This window comes from Actinoplanes philippinensis (assembly GCF_900113015.1).
Taxonomy (GTDB): domain Bacteria; phylum Actinomycetota; class Actinomycetes; order Mycobacteriales; family Micromonosporaceae; genus Actinoplanes; species Actinoplanes philippinensis.
On sequence record NZ_FONV01000007.1, the window covers coordinates 174597 to 198375 of the forward strand.

Genomic DNA, 23779 nt, shown 5'->3' on the forward strand with positions numbered 1-23779 from the left:
TGGTCTTTTCCTGAGAATATTTGCCGCAGGGAAAGGTTTTATACGATGCAATGCGGGAAGGCTGAGCCCATGTACGAGGCCGCTCAGCTCATCGACGGACGGTGGGCCACCGGCGCCTCCGGGCGCATTCTGACCGTTATCGACCCCCGCGACGACAGCCCGGTCACCCGGGTTCCGGTCGCCTCCGAGCAGGACGTGGCCGCCGCGGTCGACGCCGCCCGCCGGGCCGCCCCCGGGTGGGCCCGCACCGCCCCGGCCGCCCGCGCCGCCGCCCTGCACGCCGCCGCCACCACGATCGAGGCGGCCGCCGGGGAGCTCGCCGAGATCATGGCCGCCGAGATGGGCAAACCCGTCGACGGGGCACGCGACTCGATCGGCGCCGGAGTCGGGACGCTGCGCCAGTACGCCGAACTCGGACCCACCCATCGCGGGCGCACGCTGGCCGGGAACGACGAGGCGATCGACCTGATGGCGTACCGGCCGCGCGGCGTCGTCGCGGTGATCACCCCGTGGAACGATCCGGTCGCGGTCTCCTGCGGCCTGCTCGGGGCGGCGCTGGTCACCGGCAACACGGTCGTCCACAAACCGAGCGAGCGCACCCCGGCGACCGGCCGGCGGCTCGCCGAGCTGATCGCCCCGCACCTGCCCGAAGGTGTGCTCAACGTGATCCAGGGCGACGGCCCGGCCGGGGCGGCGCTGGCGTCGTCCGAGGTGGACGTGGTCGCCCACGTCGGCTCGACGGCGACCGGGCGGGCGATCGCGGCGGCCTGCGCGCGGACCGGGGCGAAGGCGCTGCTGGAGAACGGCGGCAGCGATCCGCTGATCGTCGACGTCGGCGTGGACCCGGTGTGGGCGGCGGGGCAGGCGGCGCTCGGGGCGTTCGCCAACTCGGGGCAGATCTGCGTGGCCGTCGAACGGATCTACGTCCACGAGTCGATCGCCGGCGCGTTCACCGAGGCGCTGGCCGCGGAGGCGGAGACCTGGGGCAAGCAGATCGGGCCGCTCGTCGACCGGCGGCTGCGGGAGACGGTGCACGCCCAGGTGCGCGAGGCGGTACGGGACGGGGCCACGGTGGTCTGCGGCGGGACGGTGCCGTCGGGGGCGGGCGCGTACTACCCGGCGACCGTGCTGTCCGGCTGCACCGACGCCATGGCGGTGATGCGGGAGGAGACGTTCGGGCCGGTCGCGCCGGTGGCCACGGTGCGGTCCTTCGAGGAGGCGCTGAGCCGTGCGGCCGATTCGCCGTACGGGCTGGCCGCCTCGGTCCTGACCGGGTCGATGAGCAACGCGCAGCGCGCCTGGCGGGAGCTGCCGGCGGGGACGATCAAGGTCAATGCGGTGTTCGGCGGGGCACCCGGCGGCGCGGCCCACCCGCGGCGGGCCAGCGGCCAGGGGTTCGGGTACGGCCCGGAGCTGCTCGACGAGCTGACCGTCACCACCGTCGTGCACCTGGAGGCGCCGCCCTCCGGCTGGTAGACATTCGCTCCATTTAGAGAGCACTGCTCTTGACAGTGAACACCGCACTGCGGTTCACTGGCCTCAACAGAGAGCAGTGCTCTCGCACATCCGAGGAGCGATCATGCGATACCTGGCCCCGAAACGTGCCGCGAACCTCTTCAACCAGTTCGCCAAGTGGCTCACCGCCCACGGCGTCAGCCTGATGGGCAGCCGGGTCGTCGCGATCCGCGGCCGCAAGTCCGGCGAGATCCGGACCACGGTGGTCAACCTGTTCGACTTCGAGGGCGAGCGCTACCTGCTCTCCCCGCGCGGCCACACCCAGTGGGTCCGCAACCTGCGCGCCGCCGGCGAGGGCGAGCTGCGCCTCGGCCGCCGCGCCGAGACCTTCACCCCGGTCGAGGTCGCGGATGCCGACAAGCCCGAGCTGATCCGCCTCTACCTGCGCAAATGGGCGTGGGAGACGGGCGCGTTCTTCGATGGCCTCAAGGCCGACTCCCCCGAGGCCGACATCGCCGCGGCCGCCCCCGGCTTCCCGGTCTTCCGCCTCGTCACCCGCTGACGCCCACGGGTGGCGGACCCGGTACGCCGAGACCGGCGCCGGGGACCTCGTCTCCCGATGGACGGTGAGCGGTCACCGGTCCGTGCGGGCGAAGGCGGCCTCGGTGGACGGGGGCAGGGCGCGCCGGTGGTGCAGCGCCCACGGCAGGGCGCGCGTCACGTCCCACGCGGCGGACGGCGAGTCCCGCAGGGTGGCCGCGGCGGTGCGGGCGACCACCGACGGCGGGCGGCGCAGCAGGGCCGTCAGCAGGCGGTTGCGGGACTCGATGCGGCGACGCGCTCCGGTGTCGCGGCCGGCCGGGAGCGGGAAGTGACGTACCACGAGGTCCGGCCGGTAGCACAGCCACCAGCCGGCGGCGGTCAGGTCCATGGCCAGCAGCGCCTCCTCGCCGTACACGAAAAGGCGCGGCTCGAAACCGCCGGCCGCCAGGAACGCCTCCCGCCGGACCACGACGGCGCAGGAGAGGAAGCCGGTCACCTGCGGGCCGGGAGCGCCCGGCGGGGTGCCGAGCGGCGCGGCGGCCTGCGCCGCGGAGACCGGGTCGAGGCGGCCGTCCGCTCCGACGAGCACCCGCGCGGTGAGCAGGCCCAGACGCGGGCAGGCGTCGAACAGGGCGGCGGCCCGGGCCAGGGAGCCCGCGGTCCACCAGGAGTCGTCGTCGGCGAAGGCCACATACGGGGTACGCGCGCGGCGTACCCCGTCGTTGCGGGCGGCGGCGCCCCGGTTCTCGCCGAGCCGGACCACGCCGACCGCCGGGAAAGCGCGGCTGATCGTTTCCGGGCTGCCGTCGGTGGAGCCGTTGTCGACGAGGATCACCGGGGCGCGGTGCTCGGGGATCGTCTCGAGCAGCCGTTCCCGCCGGTCCCGGGTGGCCACCACCACGGTGACCCGGTCGGTCTCCGCGGCGGTGGCGACGGGCGCCGGAACGGTCATGCGGCGAGCCGCCCGCGCAGCTCCTTGGCGAAGAAGTCGAGGAAGCCGTCCGGGTCGGGGCCGGTGTTCATCAGGACGACGTGGTCGAAGCCGGCGTCGGTGTACTCGCGGACGGCGTCGGTGTAGCGGTCCGGGTCGGGGCCGGCCACGAACTTCTCGCGGACGTCGTCCTCGGTGACGGTCGCCGACGCGGCCTCGAAGTTGACCGGGTTGGGCAGCTCGGACATCACCTTCCAGCCGGTGACCGCCCAGCGGGTGGTGCGGTGGGCCTCCTTGATCGCGGCCTCCTCGGTCGGTGCCCAGGCCACCGACAGCTCCGCGTACCGGGGCCCGCTGCCGCCGTTGCCGGTGAACGTCTCGACCAGGTCGGCGCGGGGCTCGGTGGCGAACAGGCCGGTGCCGTGGGTCGCGGCCAGCTCGGCCGCCGCCGTGCCGCCGGCCGCCACCGCGATCGCCGGCAGGGTCTCCGGCAGGTCGAAGACGCGGGCGTCCTCCAGCTGCAGGTACTTCCCCTCGTACGACCGGTAGCCGCCCTGCCAGAGCAGGTTGATGATGTCGAGCGCCTCACGCAGCCGCTCGTGGCGTTCCCGGACGCTGCCGAACCCGAGGCCGACGACGTGCTCGTTGAGCCGCTCCCCCGCCCCGACGCCCAGCGTGAACCGGTTGTCCGACAGGATCGCGAGGGTCGCCGCGGCCTGGGCGATGATCGCCGGGTGGTAGCGGACGGTCGGGCAGGTGACGCCGGTGGCCAGCCCGAGCCGGGTGGTCTGCACGGCGATGGCGCTGAGCACGTTCCAGGCGAACGGCGAGTGCCCCTGCACGTCGAGCCACGGGTGGTAGTGGTCGCTGATCTCGACGAAGTCGAACCCGGCCTCCTCGGCGCGGATCGCCTGCCGGACCAGTTCCTTCGGGCCGAACGCCTCTGCGGCGAGTTTGTATCCGAGTCTCATGGTGCTGCCCGATTCCCTCGTAGGAACGGGACAAACGTGGCAGTTCGAGCTGCCACGTCTGTCCCGCCGAAAATGACCGTCGTCGTCAGGGGGTCGCCGCGTGCCGTACGTCCTGGGCGTCCGACCGGGCCGTCTCCCTGGTCGCCTGCGCCGCGTCGCGGGCCGTCTCGCGCACCTGCCCCGCGGCCTCCTGCACGGTGCCGCCGATCTCGTCCTTGAGATCGCTCGCGACGTCCTTGACCTTGTCGGTGAGGTCGCCGCTGTGGTCCTTGAGCTGCTGACCGGCCCGCCGCTCGACGTCGGTGACCGGCATCAGCGAGGCGGTCAGCAGGCCGACGCCGAACGCGATGATGCCCGCCGCGATCGGGTTGCCCTGGGTCTGCCGGGCCACCGCCTGCGGCGCCTGGCGCACCCGGTCGGCGGCGGCCGACGCCTTGTCGCTCGCGGCGTCCGACAGCTCGGACGCCTTGGTGCCGGCGGCCTCCGTGAGGTCGGACGCCTTGTGCCGGGTGTCTTCCGCAGTACCCATCACGCTCTCCTTCACCGCGGTCCAGCGCCGCCGGGCGACCTGGCGCGGGCTCGTCTTCTCGGCCAGCAGGTCGACGTCGCGGGTGAGCGACGCCCGGGTCCTCTCGATGTCCTGCCTCAGCCGGTCGGGTTCTTCAGCCATTGGGCGTCCTCCTTCAACGTTTCGGCGGTGCGGCGCGGCACCGGGTCGACGGTCTTCATCTTGTTGCGGCCGCTCACGAACAGCACCGCGCCGATGGCGCCCCAGACGACGGCGACGATCAGCGCCGCCCAGCCGGGGTCCATCACGTTGGAGAGGCCGAACACGACGGCGAAGCTCAGCAGCACCACCGCCAGGTACCCGGCGAACCCGGCGCCGCCGAGCATCCCGGCGGCCTTGCCGGCCTTGGTGGCCTCCTGCCGGATCTCGGCCTTGGCCAGCTCGACCTCCTGCCGGAACAACTGGGAGAGGTCGTCGCTGATGTTGCCGATGATCTCGCCGATCGAGGTCTGCTCGACACGGTCGGGGGTGGTCATGACCGGTACTCCGGGTCACCGGGCGTGACGACGGCCGGGGCGCCGGTGCCGGTGCCGGTGTACTGGGTGGTGGCCGGCGTCACGTAGCCGGAGCCGGTGGAGGCCGGCACGTAGGCGAGCGTCTCGTCGGTCTCCGTCGCATGGCCGGTCGACGCGGCCGGGTAGCCGGTGGAGCCGGCGGAGGCCGCCGGGTAGCCGGTGGAGCCCGCGGAGGCCGCCGGGTAGCCGGTGGAGCCCGCGGAGGCCGCCGGGTAGCCGGTGGACTCGGTGTAGGTGTCGGTGCTCGGCTTGACGGCGCCCGCGTCCGGGTCGGCCTTGGCGACGCTCTTGCCGAGGCGGCCGACGACGAATCCGGCGGCCAGCGCAGTGGCCAGGAACGCGCCGGGGCGGCGGCGGGCGAAGTCCTCGACCTCGCGGAGCACACCCTCGGGCCCGTTGCGGTCCAGGTAGTCGGCGAACTGGCGGCCGCCCTCGGCGACCCGCGAGACGACGGCGGCGGCCGGCGAGTCGGCCCAGTCGCCGCGCATCTCGTCGAGGTGGTCGGCGGTCTGCCGGATGCTGCCCACGAGGCGGCTGTTCTGCGTACGGGCCTGCTCGCCGAGCTTGTCGCGGACCTCGGAGGCGACGTTGCGGGCCTGGGTTCGCGCCTCGGCGCCGACCCGCTGGGCCTGTTCCTTGGCGGTCCCGGCCACATCGCTCGCCGCGTCGCCGGCCGCGGCGCGGGTCTGCTGGGCCACCTGCTTGACCGTGGACCGGTCCGCGTTCGCCGGCGAGGTCTGCGGCGCCGGGTCGTAGGACGTCTGCTGCGGCACGTCGGCCGGGTATGCCGGCTCCGGCACGCGACCGGCCGGTGATACGTCACTCATGGTGGTTCCTCCCGAACCGAGAAGATGCATACGGCCTGTCAGCTACCCACCCGGAGACGATCGACTCGTCACCGGTTGTGATGAATGGCGCGAAAACCCGACCCTTAAAAACGTTGATCTTGGGTACGGCGTACCGCCTCGAAGGTCTGCGGGTCTTTGTTAGGGTCGCCAACCGTGAGCGAACTTCTCGGCCCGCGGATCATCGGCGGCCGGTCCTATGACTTCTCCCGCCGGGTCGTCGTGATGGCGATCGTGAACCGCACTCCCGACTCGTTCCACGACAAGGGCCGCACGTTCGCTCTGGAGAAGGCGACCGAGGCGGTGGCGAGGGCTGCCGCCGACGGGGCGGACTGGATCGACATCGGCGGGGTGCCGTTCGCGCCGGGCCCGGAGGTGACCGCGGCCGAGGAGCTGGACCGGGTGCTGCCGGTCGTGGAGGCGGCCCGCGGCCTGGCGGTCGTCTCGGTCGACACGTTCCGGCCGGAGGTCGCCGCCGAGGTGATCCGGGCCGGCGCCGGGGTCGTCAACGACACGTCCGGGCTGCGCGACCCGGCGATGGCCGACGCGGTCGCGGGCACCGATGCGCAGCTGGTGATCTGCCACAGCCTGGCGGCGCCGCGCACCGAGTACCCGAGCCCGCGGTACGGCGACGTGACCGCCGAGGTCGGCGCTTTCCTACGGGAGAAGGTGGAGCTGGCGCTGTCGCGCGGGGTCCGGCCGGACCAGATCGTCATCGACCCGGGTCACGACCTCAACAAGAACACCCACCACTCACTGGAGCTGTGCCGGCGGCTCGACGAGATCGCGGCGATCGGCTACCCGATGCTGGCCGCGCTGAGCAACAAGGACTTCATCGGCGAGACACTGGACCGCCCGCAGCAGGAGCGGCTGGCCGGCACCCTGGCCACGCTGGTCTTCTGCATCACCCGTGGCGCCCGGATCATGCGGGTCCACGACGTGCGGGCCGCCACCGACGCGATCCGGATGACCGAGGCGATGCTGGGCTGGCGGGAGCCCGCCTACACCCGGCACAACATCTGAGTCCTATCGCGGGAGGGTGTCGAGCAGATCGGCCATCCACGGCTGCGGCGGGACCGCGTCCGGGCCGAGCACCCGCATCGCGCCGAGAACGGTGATCAGCATGCCGTTCGCGAAGAAGTCGCGAGTCTCCTCGGCCGAGGCCCCGGTCAACTCGCGAACCAGCGTGAACTGCTCCCCGTAGCACTGCCGGACGGCGTCGCCGAGACCCGGATCGGCCGCCGCGGCGAACCCGTGCAGCAGCACGACGAGCAGATCACGCTCGGCGAGCAGCTGCTTGTAGGCCTTGCCCAGCCCGCTCAGCGTCGGGTCCACGGCGGCGGCGTCACGCCAGATCTGCTGCACGCGCTCACCGGCATGCCGCACGGTGGCCAGGAACAGCTCCTGCTTCGACCCGAAGATGCGGATCACATACGGCTGGGACACCCCGGCGAGCCGGGCCACCTGATCGGTCGTCGTCCCCGCGTAACCGCCCTGCGCGAAGGCGGTGACGGCGGCCGCCACGAGTTGCGCGTGACGTTCCTGGGCGGTGAGACGTGTCCGGACCATGTTGACAGGTTATCAGTCGATGCTTACCGTCCTTAGTTATCAGTCGATAACAACTATGGGAGCATCGTGACCACCCTCGCCGCAAAACCCACGAGAACGCGCCCGTTCGGGCTGGTGATCGCCGCCGTCGGCATCCCGGCCTTCATGGGCGCGCTGGACAACCTGGTCGTCAGCACCGCGCTGCCGGTCATCCGCACCGAGCTCGGGGCGTCGATCGCCGACCTGCAGTGGTTCGTCAACGCGTACACCCTGCCGTTCGCCGCCTTCCTGCTCACCGCCGCCGCGCTCGGCGACCGCCTCGGCCGCCGCCGGATGTATCTGGCGGGCATCGCCCTGTTCACCGCCGCCTCGGCCGCGGCCGCCCTGGCCACCGAGCCGTGGCAGCTCACCGCGGCGCGCGCCGTGCAGGGCATCGGCGGCGCCGCCATGGCGCCGCTGTCGCTGACCCTGCTGGCGGCCGCGGTCCCGGACCGGCTGCGCAACGCCGCGGTCGGCATCTGGGGCGGCATCACCGGCCTCGGGGTCGCGCTCGGCCCGGTGATCGGCGGCGCGGTCGTCGACGGCCTCACCTGGAACTGGATCTTCTGGATCAACGTGCCGATCGGCGTCGCCGCGCTGGTCCTGGCCGCGGTCGTGCTCGACGAGTCCCGCGGCGGCGCGCGTCGCCTCGACCCGCTGGGCCTGCTGCTGTCGTCGAGCGGCATGCTGCTGCTGATCTGGGGCATCGTCGACGGCCCGGACCGTGGCTGGACCTCCGGCCGGGTGCCGGTCATGCTGGCCGCCGGCGTCGCGCTGATCGTCGCGTTCCTGGCCTGGCAGGCGCGCAACCCCAACCCGGTGCTGCCGCTGAGCCTGTTCCGGTCACGGTCGTTCAGCCTGGTCAACGTGGTGACGCTGACGTTCTCGGCGGGCGCGTTCGGCTCGGTGTTCCTGCTCGCCCAGTTCTTCCAGGTGGTGCAGGGGCTCACCCCGCTGGAGTCGGGGCTGCGGACCCTGCCGTGGACGGCCGCGCCGATGGTGGTCGCGCCGCTGGCCGGCATCTTCGGGGCCCGGATCGGGCTGCGGAACCTGATCGCGGCCGGGCAGGTGTTCCTCGCCGCCGGCATCCTCTGGCTCGGGCTGGCCACCTCGACCGACGCGAGCTACGGCGACATCGTGGGCGCGTTCGTGCTGGCCGGCGTGGGCATGGGTCTGACCTTCGCGCCGATCAGCACGATCACCCTGGCCAGCGTCGCGGAGGAGCAGCGCGGGGTGGCGTCCGGCGCCAACAACACGATCCGCTCGTTCGGGGTGGCGGCCGGGGTGGCCGCGCTCTCCTCGATCTTCAGCAGCAACGGCGGGTTCGCCTCCGGGCAGGACTTCGTGGACGGCGTCGCGCCCGCGATGCTCGCCGGAGCGGCGATCCTGGCCGTGGGCGCGCTGGTGGCGACACGACTGCCCGCCAGGATGTGAACATCCTGTTGCGTCCACGCAACACGGCTGCAACGATGACCTTCGATTCTGCGCCGCCCCGGCAGCGCGTGACCCCCGGCGCCGTCCTCGCCGGACCGGCCGCGCCCCCGCTCCCGGACGACGGGACGACGCGGGAGCGTGAAGGTGAGCAGCGTGTGCCGGCCCTCCGACCGGCACACGCTCCCCGCCCCGGCGGTCCGTCTGCCGTCCACAACGGCCGCCGGGGCTCTCACCGCCCACCGATTCGCTCAGCCGATCTGGATCCACACATCGTCGAGCGTGCCGTGGAACTGGTCGTTGTCCCGGCCGACACCCTTGCCGCCGACGGTGAACGGCTCGTGCGACTCCACCGACAGCGCGGCCGGCACCGCGGCCACCGACTCCAGCCGGTCGTCGACCAGGATGGCCAGCGTGGGGCCGGTGCGGCGGCACTCCAGGGAGTGCCACTCGCCGTCGGCCACGGAGGTACGGCTGCGTGCCACGTACACCGAGGCGCCGGTCTTGTCGCTCATCCCGCAACTGGGCTTGCCGGAGAGCCCGTCGACCTGCAGTTTGTACTGCCCGCCGCTCTTCGAGTAGCCCTTCTGCAGGATGTTCTCGCCCCGGCCGGTCTCCTCCGGGGCCAGGAGCACGCTCGCTCCGTACCGCAGAGGCCGGTCCTGGGGGTTGAGGTCCTCGGTGTCGCCGGTCCGCAGGATCAGGCGGGGACACTCGTCGCCGGCGCACGTGGCCGGGAAGGCCAGGGCCTGGCCGTTGCCGTTCGGGACCATCCGCGGCGCCCCGCCGTTCCGGGTGACCGTCCGCAGCAGGTGCCCGTGCCCCGACCCGTCGTCGAAGGTGCCGTCGGCGATCGTGGTGTCGAAGTTGTACGCGGCGACGTGGCCGGCGGCGACGGCCGACTCGGTGACCGGCGCGACCCCGGTGAACTCGACATACCGCTTGCGGCTCATGCCGCCGACCACGGTGAAGTCGCCGACCGCGCTGATCGACCCGAGCCGGGGACTGGCCGCCAGCTGCCGGGTCCCGGCGACGCCGTTGGCCTGCGGCGCCCATTCCAGCAGGTTGCCCTCACGGTCGACGGCGGCGAGCTTGCCCCGCGCCACCGCGCCGTCGGTGCAGGAGCCGCGGGCCCCGTTGTTGCCGGTGACGCACGCCTTGTCGAAGTGCCCGCCCACGTAGACGGTGTCGTCGAGCAGGGCGACGGCCTGCGCGTCGCCGTCGAAGACCCGGGTCCAGCGGGTCTCGCCGGCCCGGTCGTACGACACCGCCCGCCCACCCTGGCCGCCGAGCGCCGCATACACCCCGTCGGCGTGCGCGGCCAGCGCGAACACCTGCGACACCGGCTTCGGCAGGAACGTCTCGTCCAGCGCGCCGGTGGCCGGGTCGACGGCGGCCAGCCGTACCGTCGAGCGCACGTCGTTGGTCTTGTGGAAGCTTCCCCCGAGGTAGACGCGGTCGGCGGTGACGGCCAGCGCGTGCACGGTGTCGTCGGTGGCCGGCGCCCACGCGTCGAGCGCGCCGCTACCGGTGGAGAAGGCCGCCAGGTTGGCCCGGGGCTGCCCGTCCACCGCGGTGATCCGCCCGCCCAGGTAGAGGCGTCCGTGCCCGGCCGCGACGGCGTTCGGCTGCCCGGCCACGGTGTGGCTGAGCGGCGTCACCGTGCCGTCGTCCGCGCTGATCCCGGCCACCGCGTCCCGGGCCTGGCCGTTGACCGTGCCGAAGTCGCCGGCCACGTAGACCACGCCGTCGGCGATGGCGAGGGACCGCACGGTGGCGTCGGCGGAGGGCGTCCAGTCCCGCAGCACGCCGGTGCGCGCGTCGAACGCCGCGAGCCTGGCCCGGGGCTGCGCCGTGCCGCCCGCGGAGGCGCTGGTGAAGTCGCCGCCGATGTAGACGGTGTCGCCGGCGTAGGCGACGGCGTGGACCGGGCCGTTGAACGAGGGGGTGAGCGACGGCTGCGAGGAGACGATCTCGGCGAAGGCCGTGCCACCGGCGACGACGAGAACCGTCGCGATGCCGGTGAGGACCACACGACGTAACACCTTTTTACCAGTTTTGGCGAGTTTTACCACGTAGGTAGCTAACTTCCGAGATCGGCAAAAGTCGCGGCGGGCACTATGCTCCGGCGTACGCCATCGAAGGAGGGGAATGCAGTGCCGCATCGCCGCCGCGCCGCCGTCACCACCGCCCTGCTCACGGCCTGGGCCGCGCTCGCGTCCGGCTGTGACGGGATCGAGATCGAGATCCCGGCCGGATCGCTGCCGGCCCCGGTGAGCATCGCGCCGATCCCGTCGGCGTCGGCCGGGCAGCCGGCGTATGTGTGCACCGCCGTCTACAAGGTCCTCACCGAGGGTGCGGTCCGGCTGGCCGAGCACACCGTGAACGACGACGCCGAGGGCCTGAAGCGGACCTTCGCCGACATGGCCGCCCAGATCGCCGCGGCCGGCGACCGGAGCACCGACGCCGCCCAGCGCGCCGCGACGGACGGGATCGCCGATGCGCTCACCGCGGCCTCCCGGGGCGCCGACCCGAAAGCGTTCCTGAACGGCGACTTCACCACCATCGGCCAGAGGCTCGACGGCACCTGCACGTAGGCCGGTGGTGGCGAACGTTGCGGATTCGCCACCACCATCGCGCGCTACGTCCTTACTTCTTCGCGGTGCACCGCATCCACGTGAAGTGGTAGATCGTCTCGATGCTGCCGTCGGTGGAGTCCATCGTCAGGTAGCTGACGTCGGTCGACGTGCCCTTGGTGACCCGCAGCTCGGTGTTGATGTTGAGATTGCGCTGCTCACCACAGGGCCGGAAGACCTGCGAGGCGATCGGCACCGAGTCGGTGGCGATCCAGTTGTCGTCCAGCGGCGCGGCGATCGCGTGGTTGGCGTAGCTGCCGGCCGTCATGCCCTGGAAGTAGTAGTTCGCCCGCTGCTGCGCGACCGCGCCGCGCTGCAGGTATCCGTAGCCGCGGTAGTCCACCTTGGCGATCGCGAAGGTGAACCCGGCCGGCGCATGGACCAGCACGTTGAGCTGGCAGTTCTTCCGGTTCTCGGTGACCGCGATGTTCGGGCCCGCCTGCGCCAGGTAGGCGCTGTAGATCGCGGTGAAGGCCGAGTTGTCCGGCGAGATGGCGACGTCGGCGGTGCCCGGCGCGCAGCCCGAGCCGGCCATCGCGACCAGCTCGATGGACATCTCACCGGCCGGCGGCGGGTCGACGATGACGATCACCGCGGACGCCGGCGCGGCGCCGAGCAGCGTGGACGCGAGGAGCGTCAGCGCCACCGCGGCACGGGTTAACAACCTTTTCATGTTCACCCCTTCGGGGATGGGAACGGACGGGCCCAAGCTATTGATGCATGTCAATAGAAGTCAACAGCCGTACACCTCGAAGAAGCGCCTATTGATGTACATCGATAAAGAGGAGGGCGAGGCATGAACCTGGCAAAAGGATGCAAAGTAGAACACGCTTTAAGCGATATAAGTAGATTTGCCCGGCGACCGGACCAGCAACAATGCAAGTTGCAAGGCTTCCTGTAGATCAATCAGTAATTCATGCTTGTAAATGCAATAGGGCCGCCACTACGGTGGTCGCGGATGCGATGACCGCCGTTCTGGAATGATTCCAGGTTTCCCTGAAGTGGCACCCACCCGTTCCCCGGAAGGAAGTCCATGAAGAACAGCAATCGCGTGATGGCGGCCGTGCTGACCACGGCCCTGGCCGTCCCGCTAGCCGCCGCCCCCGCCCACGCCGCGGCGCCGGCGATCACCGTCGAGGTGATCGCCGCCAACGGCTCCGGATGCGCCCCCGGCACCGCGTCGGTCGTCGGCAACGGCGACAACACCGGATTCCGGGTCAGGTACCGGGACTTCGTCGCCGAAGCCGGTGGTGGCGCCGCCGTCATCGACCGCCGCAAGAACTGCCAGCTGGGCGTCCTCGTGACCATCCCCGACGGCTGGACCATCGCGATCGCCTCGGCCAACTACCGCGGCAAGGCCGTCCTGCGCTCCGGCGCCACCGCCCTGCAGCGCACCAGCTACTACTGGCAGGGCACCTCAGCCACCGAGCGCAAGGACGTGACGTTCAGCGGCCCCCTCAACGGTCTCTGGACAACGTGGGACGTCGCGCCCGTGCTCACGTACGCCGAATGCGGCTCGCAGAGCGTCCTCAACGTCAACACCGAGCTGCGCATCGACGCCGGCTCCTCCACCGGCACCAGCACCATGTCGATGAACGCCACCGACGGCGACGTCGAGACCCTCTTCAACTACAGCCTGGCCTCCTGCTGATCACGGCCGTCCACTCCCCCCGGCTGGCAGTTGCCGGCCAGCCGGGCCCCACCCGGCCGGCGGACACTGCCGGCCCGGTCTCAGCCCTCGGCGAAACAGCCCGCCAGCAGGCGTAACGCCTCGGGCAGCCGGTCGGTCGGCACCGATCCGAACCCGATCACCAGACCGTCCGGGCCGGCCGGCCCCCGGTGGAACTGCGCCAGCGTCTGCAGCGCCACCCCGGCCCGGGCGGCCCGCTCCACCACGGTCGCGGCACCGTCGCGGACCCCCGGGCGCAGGTGGGCGGTCAGGTGCAGGCCGGCGATCGACGGCAGCGGGACCAGCCACCGCGACAGCTCGCCGTGCAGGGCATCGAGGAGCAGGGCGCGGCGTACGGCGTACGCCCTGGTGACCGTCCGCAGATGCCGGGCGAACAGGCCCTCCTCGAGGAACGCCGCCAGCGCCGCCTCGGCGCAGGGATCGCCGTGCTGAACCGTGACCTCCCGTGCCGCCAGCAGCGCCGCGCGCAGACCGGCCGGCGCGATCAGGAACCCCAGCCGCAACGCCGGCAGCATGGTCTTGGAGAACGAGCCGACATGGATGACCCGGCCCGCCCGGTCCAGGCTGTGCAACGGCTCCAGCGGCCGGTCCTCGAAACGGAACTCGCTGTCGTAGTCGTCCTCGACGATCGCGGCGTCGTGCCGCCCGGCCCAGGCCAGCAGCTCACGCCGCCGGGACAGCGACATCGTCACGCCGGTCGGGAACTGGTGCGACGGGGTGGTGTAGACCAGCCGGGCGCCGGCCGGCAGCGCGTCGACGACCAGGCCCCGCCCGTCCACCGGCACCGGCGCCGGCACCGCGCCCAGGGCCTCGAACAGCCGGCGCGCCTGCGGATAGCCCGGATCCTCGACGGCGACGACGTCACCCGGCGCCAGCAGCACCCGGCCGATCAGGTCGAACGCCTGCTGAGCGCCGCTGGTGACGATCACGTCGTCGGCGGCGGCCCGCACCGACCGCGACATGCCCAGCCGGTGGGCCACGGCCGCCCGCAACGCCGGATCGCCGCCCGGGCCGGTGCGACGGGCGTCGGTCAGGGTACGCAGCCGCAGCTCACGGTTCATCAGACGACGCCAGGACGCCAGCGGGAACAGCGCCGGGTCGGGGGCGCCGGCGCGCAGATCATAGCGGGGCGCGGCCCCGGACGGGGACGCCGGCGTCCATGCCCGGCGGGGCCGCAGGCTGCCACCGGGCCGGGCGGGCGCCGGCCTGGCGATCGTCTCCTCCACATACGTCCCCGAGCCGACCCTCGTGGCGACGAAACCCTCGGCGAGCAGCCGCTCGTACGCGGTGGCGACGGTGTTGCGGGACAGCTCGGTGGCCCGGGCCAGCTCCCGGGTCGGCGGCAGCCGCTCACCGGGCCGCAGCCGCCCGTCGAGGATCGCCGCGCGCACCTGCCGATACACCTGAACGACGAGCGGATCCGGCCCGTCCAGGTGCACCTCGAAGCTCATTGGCTCTCTCAGATCACGTCGCATTGGCACTTGGAGGATGCCAATTTACCGCCCAGGGTAGGAGGCATGACACGAGTGGACTTCTACTTCGACGCGGCCTGCCCGTTCGCCTGGATCACCTCCCGGTGGATCCTGGAGGTCCAGACCCGGCGCGAGATCGACCTGCGGTTCCGGCCGATGAGCCTGTTCGTCCTCAACGAGGGCCGCGACCTGCCCGAGTGGTACCGCGACCTGGTCGACCGCTCCCTCGGCCCGGCCCGGGTCGTCACCGCCGCCGCCACCGCCCACGGCGAACAGGTGCTCGGCGACCTGTACACGGCCCTCGGCACCCGCATCCACCCGCGCGGCGACAAGGACTTCGACGCCGTCGTCGTGGAAGCGCTGGCCGAGGTGGGACTGCCGGCCACCCTCGCCGAGGCGGCCCGCAGCGACGAACACGACGCCGCGTTGCGCAGACTGCACCACGAGGGCATGGACCCGGTCGGCGCCGACGTCGGCACACCCACCATCCACATCGACGGGGTGGCGTTCTTCGGCCCGGTGCTGTCCAGCATCCCCCGGGGCGAACAGGCGGCAGCGATCTTCGACGGCGCCCGGGCGCTGGCCGCCTACCCCGACTTCTTCGAGCTAAAGCGAACCCGTACCGGATCATTGTCCTTCGCCTGAATGCGGGGGCGCGGCGGCGCCGGGACGTAGGCTCGGAAACATGATCGATAGGCCGGTTCGCATCGGGCTGCAGCTGCAGCCGCAACACATGGACTACGCCACCATCCGCCGCACCGCCTGCGAAGCCGAGGACCTGGGCCTCGACGTGCTGTTCAACTGGGACCACTTCTACCCGCTCAGCGGCGAGCCGGACGGGCTGCACTTCGAGTGCTGGACCATGCTCGCCGCCTGGGCGGAGTCCACGTCCCGGGTCGAGATCGGCGCTCTGGTCTCCTGCAACAGCTATCGCAACCCCGAGCTCCTCGCCGACATGGCCCGCACGGTCGACCACATCTCTTCAGGCCGCCTGATTCTGGGGATCGGCTCGGGTTGGTTCGAACGTGACTACACCGAGTACGGCTACGAGTTCGGCACGGCGGGCGGCCGCCTCGACGACCTGGCCGAGACGCTCCCCCGCATCGAGTCCCGCTGGGAGAAGCTGAACCCGAAGCCGACCCGCGACATCCCCGTCCTGATCGGTGGCGGCGGCGAGAAGAAGACGCTGCGCCTGACCGCCAAGCACGCCGACATCTGGCACAGCTTCTCCGACCCTTCGACGTTGGAGCGCAAACTCGGCATCCTCGGCCAGCACTGCGCCGACGTCGGCCGCGACCCGAACGAGATCGAGATCTCCGTGATGGGCCACACCGGGAGCCGCGACAAGATGTACGAACTCGGCGCCCGCCTTTTCACCGTCCACACGAGCGGCCCCGCACCCGATTTCACTGAACTCCGTGATTTCCTCGCCTGGCGCGACAAACGCAACGCATAACGCGTAAGTGCAGCAGGGTCGCCCTTCTCACGGAATCAGACCTGTCCCGCGCCTACCGAAGGTCCGATGTCCGCTCTCGCGGCGCAGAAGGTCTCCACAGTCGGGATTAACAGAACCATCAGGTTGGCCGGTCCTAGGCGAACGCGTTCTCGTCGTGTCACCGATCAGGGCCTGGAGGCCGCCGACCGCCCACCACGGATAGCCGCAGCAACAGGCGAACCGCTGGTGCGCGATACCGGTATCAGTCGATCATGATCGTAGCGGCACCGACCGCGAGATCTCACCACACCACCGACCTACCGACAATATCGATCAGAGCGCCACACCCGAGAAACGATCATCGGCTACCGATACTCATGATCGTCGCCAGTTGATGCAATCCCGGCTCCGGCCACGGCGTACCCGACCTGACGGTCCCACCAGCCACGCCGACATCCCAACGAGTCGCTAGAACTGGCGGGGCATCGCCGGCCAGGACTTGCAGCCGTCCGTCGGTAAGGACACAATCGACTAGGCCGACCAAGCCGGGCAACCGCCGACAACACGTCAGCCAGCTCATGCATTCATGCGATCAGTCGCCCTCGAACAGCCGTAGATACCAAGCCTGATTCTTGGATCGCATGAGTCCCGCCGATGCTGCCACTCCTGAGAGGACCGACGCCAGCGAGATCCCGAGTCGTCGTGGACATCCGAAGCCTAAAGGAATGGCGCCCGTATGCCAAAGCCGCATTTCGAGAACCCGAAACATGAGGCCGAGTTCCTACGTCACCTCGAACGTCGACGCACGCCACTCAAGTTTGCGTTCGCTGGGAGTGCCACGGCAACCCACCTACAGCTCGCCGAATCAGAGGGATACCAGTCGGTAGTCTTGTCCGTCGAGGACGAGTTTGCGGCACTGACCCGGCTGGCCGCCGATCTAATACCGCCGGCGACCATAGTAGAGGCGGGCCCGGGTGACGGTCGTCATACCATAACACTCCTACAAAGGTATATGCAGCAATGGGCCGTAGAGAATTACCTAGGCCTCGATTTCAGTGAGCAGCTGCTGCAACACTTCGGGAGCAAGTTCCGAACCCACTTTCCCGGGATATCGATGGCGTCGGCGATTTGGGACTTCGAGACCGGCCCGACATCGCGTGTCGAGGAGTGGCGCCGGGATGACAGAGTGCTCGCACTGATGGTTGGACATACGGTTGGAAATCCTGAAGCGCCAGGCATCGTGCTCAAAAATCTGCGACATAGTCTTCGCAGGAAGGATTTCCTCTTGTTGAGCGTGGTACTGACGCCCTCCGCCGAGGAGACGGTCGACAGCATCCTCCAGCCCTATAGAACCAGAGTATTTGAGAACGCGGCCCTGGAGCCCTTGCGCGCCAGTGGGCTACCCGACGACGGGGCATATTTCGAGGTGACATGGGATGGGTCTGCCGTCATCGGCAAAGCAATACTCGAGCGGCCGGCTACGATGCTCGGCCTAGACCTCGAGGCCGGCACCGAAATCGAATGCTTTCGATCCTACCGATTCAGGGAGACGGACGTGCAGGATCTCCTGAGGTCAAGCGGCTGGTCGCCTCTGATCATCTCCGCCAGAAGGACCAGCGAACACACGGCAATAATCGCTGAGGCACGGTGAACCGCGAAGACCCAGGCTCCGCAATAGTCAAGGCCTCGATGGCGGTCCTGGACGCATATCGTGCAAGATGGAGCGGCACTGATCGAGCGGTTTTTCTTCCGGCTCAAGCAATGCCGGATCTGGCTCGCTCGATTGCACCTCTGGTAGGAAATCATGTCCAGCAGATTGTTGCCCTTCCAGAAGTGCCAGACCCGGACGACTATATTGATATGGTCTGGCGGAGTGTCGCACTCGACGGCAAGCTGGTAAGGCGCTTATACCTTCTGCCGAACCGAGCGCTGTCGCAGCAGGCTATCGACCGGATCCGAGCTGCCGACCAGTCCTCCGGAGCAGAGACCCGGTTTCTGCCTATGAACGACGTGCCATTCGCTGCTTCTACTCCCCAAGCATTCCGGAGGACATGGCTCATCGATGACTCCACTTTGATCGTGGAAACAGTACTTAACGGACTCGACGGATGGCGGGTGACCGCCGGCGAATCTGAGGTATCCGAGGCGGTCAGCCGATGGCGAGCGCTATGGAACCTCGGCCTGGAAAGCCCTCGAACTGACATGGACGGACCGAATCTCGAAGAACCGCTAACTCACAGCGCGGACCTGATGAACGAGGTTGCCCACGTCCTATGCACTGGCAGCTACATCGACAGATCGTCATGCGAGTGGTACCACGCAGCGTGGCAGTATCTCCGAGTTTTCGACATGGTATCCACTCCTACATGGCATTCGGAGTTTTACCAGGAGGCATTCAACTCCTATTACGAGAAGGAACGGCCAGATCTCTTGATCTGCGGCACGGCGGACTACTCACTCTTGTCATACGTCATCTCGAAAAGAAGTCGTACGAAAGATGCCCTCGGCACCACGGTCCTAGACCGATGTCCCACTCCGCTATTCGCTTGCCGCTGGTATGCAAACAGGCTGGGACTCGGAGTCATGACATTAGAGGATGATGTCCTGAATCCGACCGCCATGATGGAAGAAAACTTCGACATAATAGCGACGGATGCGTTTCTTACTCGGTTCACGCGGCGCGACAGCAGGCGCGTCAAGGCGGCGTGGTACGCCGCCTTGAAACCCGGCGGTGTCGTCATCACCACGGTCAGGTTGCCTCGCAGCGAGGAAGACTCCAGAGATGAAGTCGCCGAAGCCTCGGCCTTCGCGCATAGGGCTCGACGAAGAGCCGAGAAGTGGCGGTCATTTCTGAAGGTCGAGCCACGAGAGATCTATCGAATGGCAGAAACCTATGCTCGTCGGATGCACAGCCATGACCAGGGAGCAGCAGATGCTATCCTGAGCGACTTCGGTGCGGTAGGGTTCAGTATCGTCCATAGCGAAACTGCAGACGTGCCCGGTGAACTCATGCCGGCCAGGTACCTGCGCGTTATTGCCGCCAAGGAGAGCGAATGACTGTTCAGTTCGAACTGGTCCAACTTGCCACATCGACAGGCAGCCTGCACGGTCTGGTGCACCACGTCGAACAGCCCAGAGGTTTAGCCCTTCACATTCATGGCACCTGGGGCAACTTCTACGGGAATCCCTTCATCAATCCGCTGGCGAGCGCGTATGCAGAGCTTGGTTACTCCTTCGCGACTGTCAACGTACCGGGACATGACGAGACGGCAGCGAATGAAAGGATGGACGACTTCCCCCCGGCACTGGCCGAGTGGGCCCGTCTCCTCAACCCTCAGGGCCCCTTGATCCTCCAAGGACACAGTCTTGGAGCAATCAAGATCGCTTACGCCCACCAACAGAAGAAGCTCCCGCCGGAAGTCCGCGCCTTCGTGCTGTTGGCTCCCTTCGATGTCGTGCAGTTCTACTCCGGTCCCGTTGGGGGCGTTGCAGGATTGAACGAGTTGATTCATGATCTCGCTGACGACGACAACGTCCCGAGATCTGTTTTCGACATGTGGCCCATCACTGTGGGAACGATTAGATCAGCCACGACACAGTCAGGAGCTTGGGACCAGTTCCCGACGCGTGACGACTCTGCAGGCTCTTTCGTCGCTGAAAACTCCCTACCGATGCTGGTCCTCGTCGGCGGCGACGACTTCGCCGCTTCCCCGAGCCCAGAAGCGGTCATAAATTCATTCTCCGCGAGCCCTGCGGTAACTGCTCGCGTCGTTCCTGGCGCTCCCCATAACTTCGCCGGAGCGGAGGACGCTGTCGTGAGACACCTTAAGAACTGGCTGGAAACCGCAGTTGGCTGATTCCAGACCGTGGCCGGCCCTCAATCCTGCGCTTCTGATTGCTCTCGGCTCTGGAGATGACGCGGTAGCGGTCTCTGCTGCGGTTGAGTTATTCCGGGCCGAATACTCCTCATGGCTCGGTACAAGGCGTCCGAAGTTTCCCATTTCGGTTGATGCGCAGCCAGGCAGCATGCGCGTTCAGATGGGTCGTGAAGGCGGACAGTGGGAATCGGTCCTAAGCCTGCCGGATGCACGCTTCGCGGTCGCCGAGGGCGGCGGCCTGCTGGCCGCTGCCCTTCGCTGCTTGGCAGGAGTGCCGAATGGGGATGATGCGCGAGCTCTTGTGGAGCCCTCTGAGCAAAGCATCGCCAGGCTGGAGCCACTCCTTAAAGGAATGGTCGAAACGGGTCGCGACCGCCGACTCATTTCCGAATTGTCAGCGCAGCGTGACGTCATTCTGGTCGGTCCGAGTGCAAGCGGTAAGACATTGTCCGCTCAACTCGTCACCTCACGAGAGCTAAGGCAGGGTTCGTCGATTGTCTGGCTCGATCTGACACTCTCTGGAGTCAATGCGACAAGCCTGGTCGCAGGCCTCGCCGCAGTTCCTGCCGGCGAAGCGCGGCCACTCGTGATCGTCGACAACTTCCAGGCCAATCCACTGGTCGGAAGCGAGATCTGCAAGCTCGTCGAAAGTTTCCGCGAGCAGTCGCGCTCCCAGCTCTCGATTTTGCTGATCACCTGGCCTTCGGCCAGGCAACTAACTGAATCGGTTCTGCCTGTCGCCACAGTATTGCAGGCAATCGGAGAAGAGGTCGTCAGCGTTCTCGGCAATCGACGTGGCCTGAAGGATGAAACGCTCGATAAGCTGGCTGAACTCTCCAAAGGTGACCTTGTCGTAGCCAACCTCGCTATCTCCTTCGCGACGGAGAGAGGAACCATGCCCGACCTCGATGAGGCGGCAGAACTCTATGTAAACGAACGGCCTGCGGTCATCGGCTTACCACCGGAGACGCGGAAGTTGCTGTACTGGTTCGCAGCTTTGGGATCTTTTGAGATCCGAGTGCAAGAGCGATACGCAGATTCACTTCCGCCTGCGGCTCTCAACGAACTCGTGGACACGGGGTTGGTCCGCATAGATAACGCTACCCTCACGGTAGGTCACCGAAGCCAGGCAGCATTGATAGCCAAGTATGCGAGTCGACGGTGGGCAGCGGAGGTTGCTCAGACCGGGTCCGTGACCCAAATTGCAGTCGATTATCTGCGCGGCTCCGACGATCTGCAGATCAGAGCAACATTGGATCAACTCGATCTGGTTTCGATTGCATTTTCTGGAGCCGAGGACGCCGGCGCATTCCTAGCCCGCGCTTGGCGTTCACTAAATCTTCTCGGCGGCTACCTAGCTCGTCAGGTGAAGAGCGATCCGACGTGGGCCGACAACTTATCGTCAGCCGTTTTCGCCTGCGATGCTCTGGCCGCAATCGGTAAAACCGAAGAATGGAGCCTCTCTGCGGATTATGTGCGATCGAGATGGCTGTATGATAATGACTTCGACCTGCCGAGGCCGAATGGTGACCTACCCGCCGAATGGTACGACTTCCCAGAGATTCGAAAAAGAATGCTGGAGGAGGATTCTCGACAGGGCGGTGCACCTCCGGCCCGGATGGGATACGCGGATATCGACTTCACGCGCTTCCACAGAACATGGGCTCTCGGGCTGCTGCTCGGGTTCGAAGGCGCTGCTGTCTCACCTGACAGAGCACGCCTAAATCGCCTTAAAGCAATCGCGCAGGAACAGCAAGAACCTGATGGCTCCTTCTATCCCGCCCGCGTTCCCTGGCTGACGGCGAGAGTCGTGCTCGGGATGGTCAGGGCTGGCGAGAACTACTCGTCGAGTCGCGTTGTCAAGGACGCGTGCGACTGGCTGCGAACTGCCCCGCCTGGTGGGCCTTACAGTTTGGGCGCATGGGATAGTGGAACGGGTACATGGAATACCCGCCTGATGACCACGGCTATGTGCCTCGCGGCCCTCGGCAGTGCCAGCGTTCCCATACATGACAACGCAATGCGAGTCGGCCGCATATACATGCGAAGCCAGCGTCATGAATGCGGCGTCCCAGGCTCAGAGATCGATACATCGCTATTTGTGGAGGCGATGCTGCTGGTTGGGGGTCTCTGGCGTGATCTGGCGCCGGAAATATCGCAACTTCTCGCTTGGGCAGAAGACCGCAACAGTTGGCTGGAAGCCGGACAACTCGCGTCTGATTCACAGACCGAGAGCGGTAAGATCCCGTTTGTGGTAGGTAGTCTGATTTCTATCCTGTGGTCCACCGTCAAGCAGGAGCTTCCTCTGTTGCTCGAAAGCGTAGGTGGCCCATGGTCCGCGCTACAAGCTCCGGCTGAGTCAGTCCGGGAAAGGCAGGATGAGCCGCAAATCAGTCGCATCGTAGCGACGCTGAACGAATTACGTGGCATCGCCGAGAAAAACGTCTCGGACCGCCAGTTGGCCTTGACCAACAATTCAGATTCACCGATTATTTCCCGCAACCTGGCAGAATGGCGGCGCAAGCTCAATGAAGTTCATGAACTGTTGGCCGAGATCACAGGAAAAGAGATCAACGAGAACCAGTTGTCCCAGCTCGCCGAGCGAGTCGTTCAGTTGAGGCGTGGAATGCTGGGAAGCTGATCCACTGATGCGTTGGAACTCGATTCCCTCCCCCAGCCTTTTGAACTTTCTCAGCGGAGTCTTCGCCGGAACCGGGATCAATATCGTCACCACGGCCGCCGTCGGCGGATCAACGGCTTCCGCATTTCGGCTGGTATCCGCCGCGACCCCCTGGGTTGCACTGGCTGCAATCTGTGCATTCGGTGCTGCTATCGCCGAGAAGGCCCAGCGAGAGTCCGATCTACTCATAACCTCTGCATTAACCCCGGAGGAGCGCCAAGAAATCGTCGGGACCGCCGCGCGGCGAATCCGTAGAAAGGTTTTGTACCTGCTCGCTCTGGCTATTACGGTTTTCAGCGCCGCCATGTTCTTGACGCTCAGGCTCGCATCGACGGACTCCCGCACCACAAAAGACGGGAATTCAGATCAGCCCAACCCTCGGCCGGCAGCTTCGACATCCGCGCCTTTCGGCAGTAGCACTGGTCAGCCGAACACAAGCCACGAGTCGTCGTCACCGAACGCCGATTGATGCTTCTTCGGCCAACGCGACAGGAATTCCACTCGGCGGCAGTCCAGGGTCATTGCCTTTTCGGGTAGCTGCTGGTCACAGCGGCGATCGGGTCGTATGAGCGACGGTTGGTTCGGCGTGTGGCGCGGGCGATGTTGGTGGCGCCGTTGAGGCGGTGCCGACCGATCGCTGTGCTACGCGGCGTCGCGGTGACGGCGGGTCCGTTGACCGTTCGGGTTGGTTGCCGGTCTTGACGGAAGTCACGTCGCGGACGTGGTATTGGCGGTTCTCGATGCGCCGATGCCGCCGGATCCAGGTCTGCGGATCACGGACCGGGGCATGGCTGGCGGTCGGTGACACGGGCAAGGTAGGCCGTCTCGCGGCTGGTCTTGCCGGCGGCCATCCGGGTGCGGGTGATCCGGACGGCATGCACGGCGTACGGGAAACCGATGCCGCCTGGGGTGACGACTGTGGCGGCCTTGACGGTCCGGGTTGCGCGGCGGCCGTGACCGCGATCGCGGGTCCGGTCACCGACGAGAATCTGCGCCCATGGCAGGCGTTTGAGCTGCTTGAAAAGGGGTTGTCTGGTTGCCTTTCACCTGCGCGGGCAGATGAGCTCGGCGGGCGGTGACCTCGTCGGCGTGCGCGGTCTGGGTCTGCAGGGCATCGGCGATGAACAGGACCCCGGCCAGAG

The 23779-nt window shown here is 67.9% G+C and carries 23 protein-coding genes; 14 read left to right on the forward strand and 9 right to left on the reverse strand.

Translation table 11 applies throughout. The features are described 5' to 3' along the window. The first annotated feature begins 69 nt into the window (after positions 1 to 69). Both BM290_RS19525 and BM290_RS19530 read left to right on the forward strand, forming a co-directional pair. Complete coding sequence (locus BM290_RS19525) at positions 70 to 1476, forward strand: aldehyde dehydrogenase family protein (RefSeq protein WP_093616058.1); 1407 nt, start codon at positions 70 to 72, stop codon at positions 1474 to 1476. A gap of 103 nt (positions 1477 to 1579) precedes the next feature. Further along, entirely contained in the window at positions 1580 to 2017 is a 438-nt protein-coding gene (locus BM290_RS19530; RefSeq protein WP_093616060.1) for a nitroreductase family deazaflavin-dependent oxidoreductase, read from the forward strand. A gap of 72 nt (positions 2018 to 2089) precedes the next feature. Here BM290_RS19530 and BM290_RS19535 read toward each other — a convergent pair whose 3' ends face one another. The 5 genes from BM290_RS19535 to BM290_RS19555 form a co-directional block, all read right to left on the reverse strand. Beyond that, positions 2090 to 2950, reverse strand: a complete 861-nt coding sequence (locus BM290_RS19535) for a glycosyltransferase family 2 protein (RefSeq protein WP_093616062.1) — start codon at positions 2948 to 2950, stop codon at positions 2090 to 2092. After that, the gene (locus BM290_RS19540; RefSeq protein ID WP_093616064.1) at positions 2947 to 3900 is read right to left on the reverse strand and encodes a TIGR03557 family F420-dependent LLM class oxidoreductase; all 954 of its coding nucleotides are present in this window, start codon (positions 3898 to 3900) and stop codon (positions 2947 to 2949) included. Before BM290_RS19540 ends, BM290_RS19535 begins: the two co-directional genes overlap by 4 nt. 85 nt (positions 3901 to 3985) lie before the next feature. Continuing rightward, positions 3986 to 4570 (reverse strand): DUF3618 domain-containing protein, encoded by a 585-nt coding sequence (locus BM290_RS19545; RefSeq protein WP_093616066.1) that lies wholly within the window; start codon positions 4568 to 4570, stop codon positions 3986 to 3988. Beyond that, positions 4546 to 4944 (reverse strand): phage holin family protein, encoded by a 399-nt coding sequence (locus BM290_RS19550; RefSeq protein WP_093616068.1) that lies wholly within the window; start codon positions 4942 to 4944, stop codon positions 4546 to 4548. Before BM290_RS19550 ends, BM290_RS19545 begins: the two co-directional genes overlap by 25 nt. Continuing rightward, positions 4941 to 5810 carry a hypothetical protein gene (locus BM290_RS19555; protein WP_244903937.1) on the reverse strand — a complete coding sequence of 290 codons (870 nt, stop codon included), beginning with the start codon at positions 5808 to 5810 and terminating at the stop codon, positions 4941 to 4943. Before BM290_RS19555 ends, BM290_RS19550 begins: the two co-directional genes overlap by 4 nt. Before the next feature lie 243 nt (positions 5811 to 6053). Here BM290_RS19555 and folP point away from each other — a divergent pair, with 243 nt between their 5' ends. Next, complete coding sequence (folP, locus tag BM290_RS19560; RefSeq protein ID WP_093616667.1) at positions 6054 to 6851, forward strand: dihydropteroate synthase; 798 nt, start codon at positions 6054 to 6056, stop codon at positions 6849 to 6851. 3 nt (positions 6852 to 6854) lie between these two features. On the opposite strand, the gene BM290_RS19565 is transcribed toward folP, so the two are convergent. Beyond that, positions 6855 to 7397, reverse strand: a complete 543-nt coding sequence (locus BM290_RS19565) for a TetR/AcrR family transcriptional regulator (RefSeq protein WP_093616070.1) — start codon at positions 7395 to 7397, stop codon at positions 6855 to 6857. Positions 7398 to 7463: 66 nt separating this feature from the next. On the opposite strand from BM290_RS19565, the gene BM290_RS19570 reads away from it, so the two are divergent. Next, positions 7464 to 8849 (forward strand): MFS transporter, encoded by a 1386-nt coding sequence (locus BM290_RS19570; RefSeq protein ID WP_093616072.1) that lies wholly within the window; start codon positions 7464 to 7466, stop codon positions 8847 to 8849. Positions 8850 to 9097: 248 nt separating this feature from the next. Here BM290_RS19570 and BM290_RS19575 read toward each other — a convergent pair whose 3' ends face one another. Then, positions 9098 to 10891: a LamG domain-containing protein gene (locus tag BM290_RS19575; RefSeq protein WP_239143598.1), complete on the reverse strand. Its 1794-nt coding sequence runs from the start codon at positions 10889 to 10891 to the stop codon at positions 9098 to 9100. A gap of 111 nt (positions 10892 to 11002) precedes the next feature. On the opposite strand from BM290_RS19575, the gene BM290_RS19580 reads away from it, so the two are divergent. Then, complete coding sequence (locus BM290_RS19580) at positions 11003 to 11443, forward strand: hypothetical protein (protein ID WP_239143599.1); 441 nt, start codon at positions 11003 to 11005, stop codon at positions 11441 to 11443. A gap of 52 nt (positions 11444 to 11495) precedes the next feature. Here the strand turns inward: BM290_RS19580 and BM290_RS19585 are convergent, their stop codons facing one another. Beyond that, the gene (locus BM290_RS19585; protein ID WP_093616078.1) at positions 11496 to 12155 is read right to left on the reverse strand and encodes a DUF4360 domain-containing protein; all 660 of its coding nucleotides are present in this window, start codon (positions 12153 to 12155) and stop codon (positions 11496 to 11498) included. Between the two features lie 360 nt (positions 12156 to 12515). Here BM290_RS19585 and BM290_RS19590 point away from each other — a divergent pair, with 360 nt between their 5' ends. Beyond that, positions 12516 to 13133, forward strand: a complete 618-nt coding sequence (locus BM290_RS19590) for a DUF4360 domain-containing protein (protein WP_239143600.1) — start codon at positions 12516 to 12518, stop codon at positions 13131 to 13133. Between the two features lie 80 nt (positions 13134 to 13213). On the opposite strand, the gene pdxR is transcribed toward BM290_RS19590, so the two are convergent. Next, positions 13214 to 14623 (reverse strand): MocR-like pyridoxine biosynthesis transcription factor PdxR, encoded by a 1410-nt coding sequence (gene pdxR, locus BM290_RS19595; protein WP_093616080.1) that lies wholly within the window; start codon positions 14621 to 14623, stop codon positions 13214 to 13216. Positions 14624 to 14689: 66 nt separating this feature from the next. Here pdxR and BM290_RS19600 point away from each other — a divergent pair, with 66 nt between their 5' ends. The 8 genes from BM290_RS19600 (at position 14690) to BM290_RS49855 (ending at position 23716) form a co-directional block, all read left to right on the forward strand. After that, a complete protein-coding gene (locus BM290_RS19600) occupies positions 14690 to 15289 on the forward strand; it encodes a mycothiol-dependent nitroreductase Rv2466c family protein (protein WP_093616082.1) in 600 nt (199 codons plus the stop codon). Between the two features lie 40 nt (positions 15290 to 15329). Further along, positions 15330 to 16100, forward strand: coding sequence for an LLM class F420-dependent oxidoreductase (locus BM290_RS19605; protein ID WP_093616084.1), 771 nt, complete (start codon positions 15330 to 15332; stop codon positions 16098 to 16100). 715 nt (positions 16101 to 16815) lie between these two features. Then, the gene (locus BM290_RS19610; RefSeq protein WP_143133836.1) at positions 16816 to 17730 is read left to right on the forward strand and encodes an L-histidine N(alpha)-methyltransferase; all 915 of its coding nucleotides are present in this window, start codon (positions 16816 to 16818) and stop codon (positions 17728 to 17730) included. Further along, positions 17727 to 19136, forward strand: a complete 1410-nt coding sequence (locus tag BM290_RS47390) for a hypothetical protein (RefSeq protein ID WP_143133837.1) — start codon at positions 17727 to 17729, stop codon at positions 19134 to 19136. The genes BM290_RS19610 and BM290_RS47390 overlap by 4 nt, the downstream gene beginning before the upstream one ends. After that, positions 19133 to 19936, forward strand: a complete 804-nt coding sequence (locus BM290_RS47395) for an alpha/beta hydrolase (RefSeq protein WP_143133838.1) — start codon at positions 19133 to 19135, stop codon at positions 19934 to 19936. The genes BM290_RS47390 and BM290_RS47395 overlap by 4 nt, the downstream gene beginning before the upstream one ends. A gap of 169 nt (positions 19937 to 20105) precedes the next feature. Next, the gene (locus BM290_RS47400) at positions 20106 to 22598 is read left to right on the forward strand and encodes a prenyltransferase/squalene oxidase repeat-containing protein (protein WP_143133839.1); all 2493 of its coding nucleotides are present in this window, start codon (positions 20106 to 20108) and stop codon (positions 22596 to 22598) included. Then, the gene (locus BM290_RS47405) at positions 22579 to 23106 is read left to right on the forward strand and encodes a hypothetical protein (protein WP_143133840.1); all 528 of its coding nucleotides are present in this window, start codon (positions 22579 to 22581) and stop codon (positions 23104 to 23106) included. Before BM290_RS47400 ends, BM290_RS47405 begins: the two co-directional genes overlap by 20 nt. A gap of 229 nt (positions 23107 to 23335) precedes the next feature. Beyond that, positions 23336 to 23716 (forward strand): hypothetical protein, encoded by a 381-nt coding sequence (locus BM290_RS49855; protein WP_239143601.1) that lies wholly within the window; start codon positions 23336 to 23338, stop codon positions 23714 to 23716. The last annotated feature ends 63 nt before the right edge of the window (positions 23717 to 23779 follow it).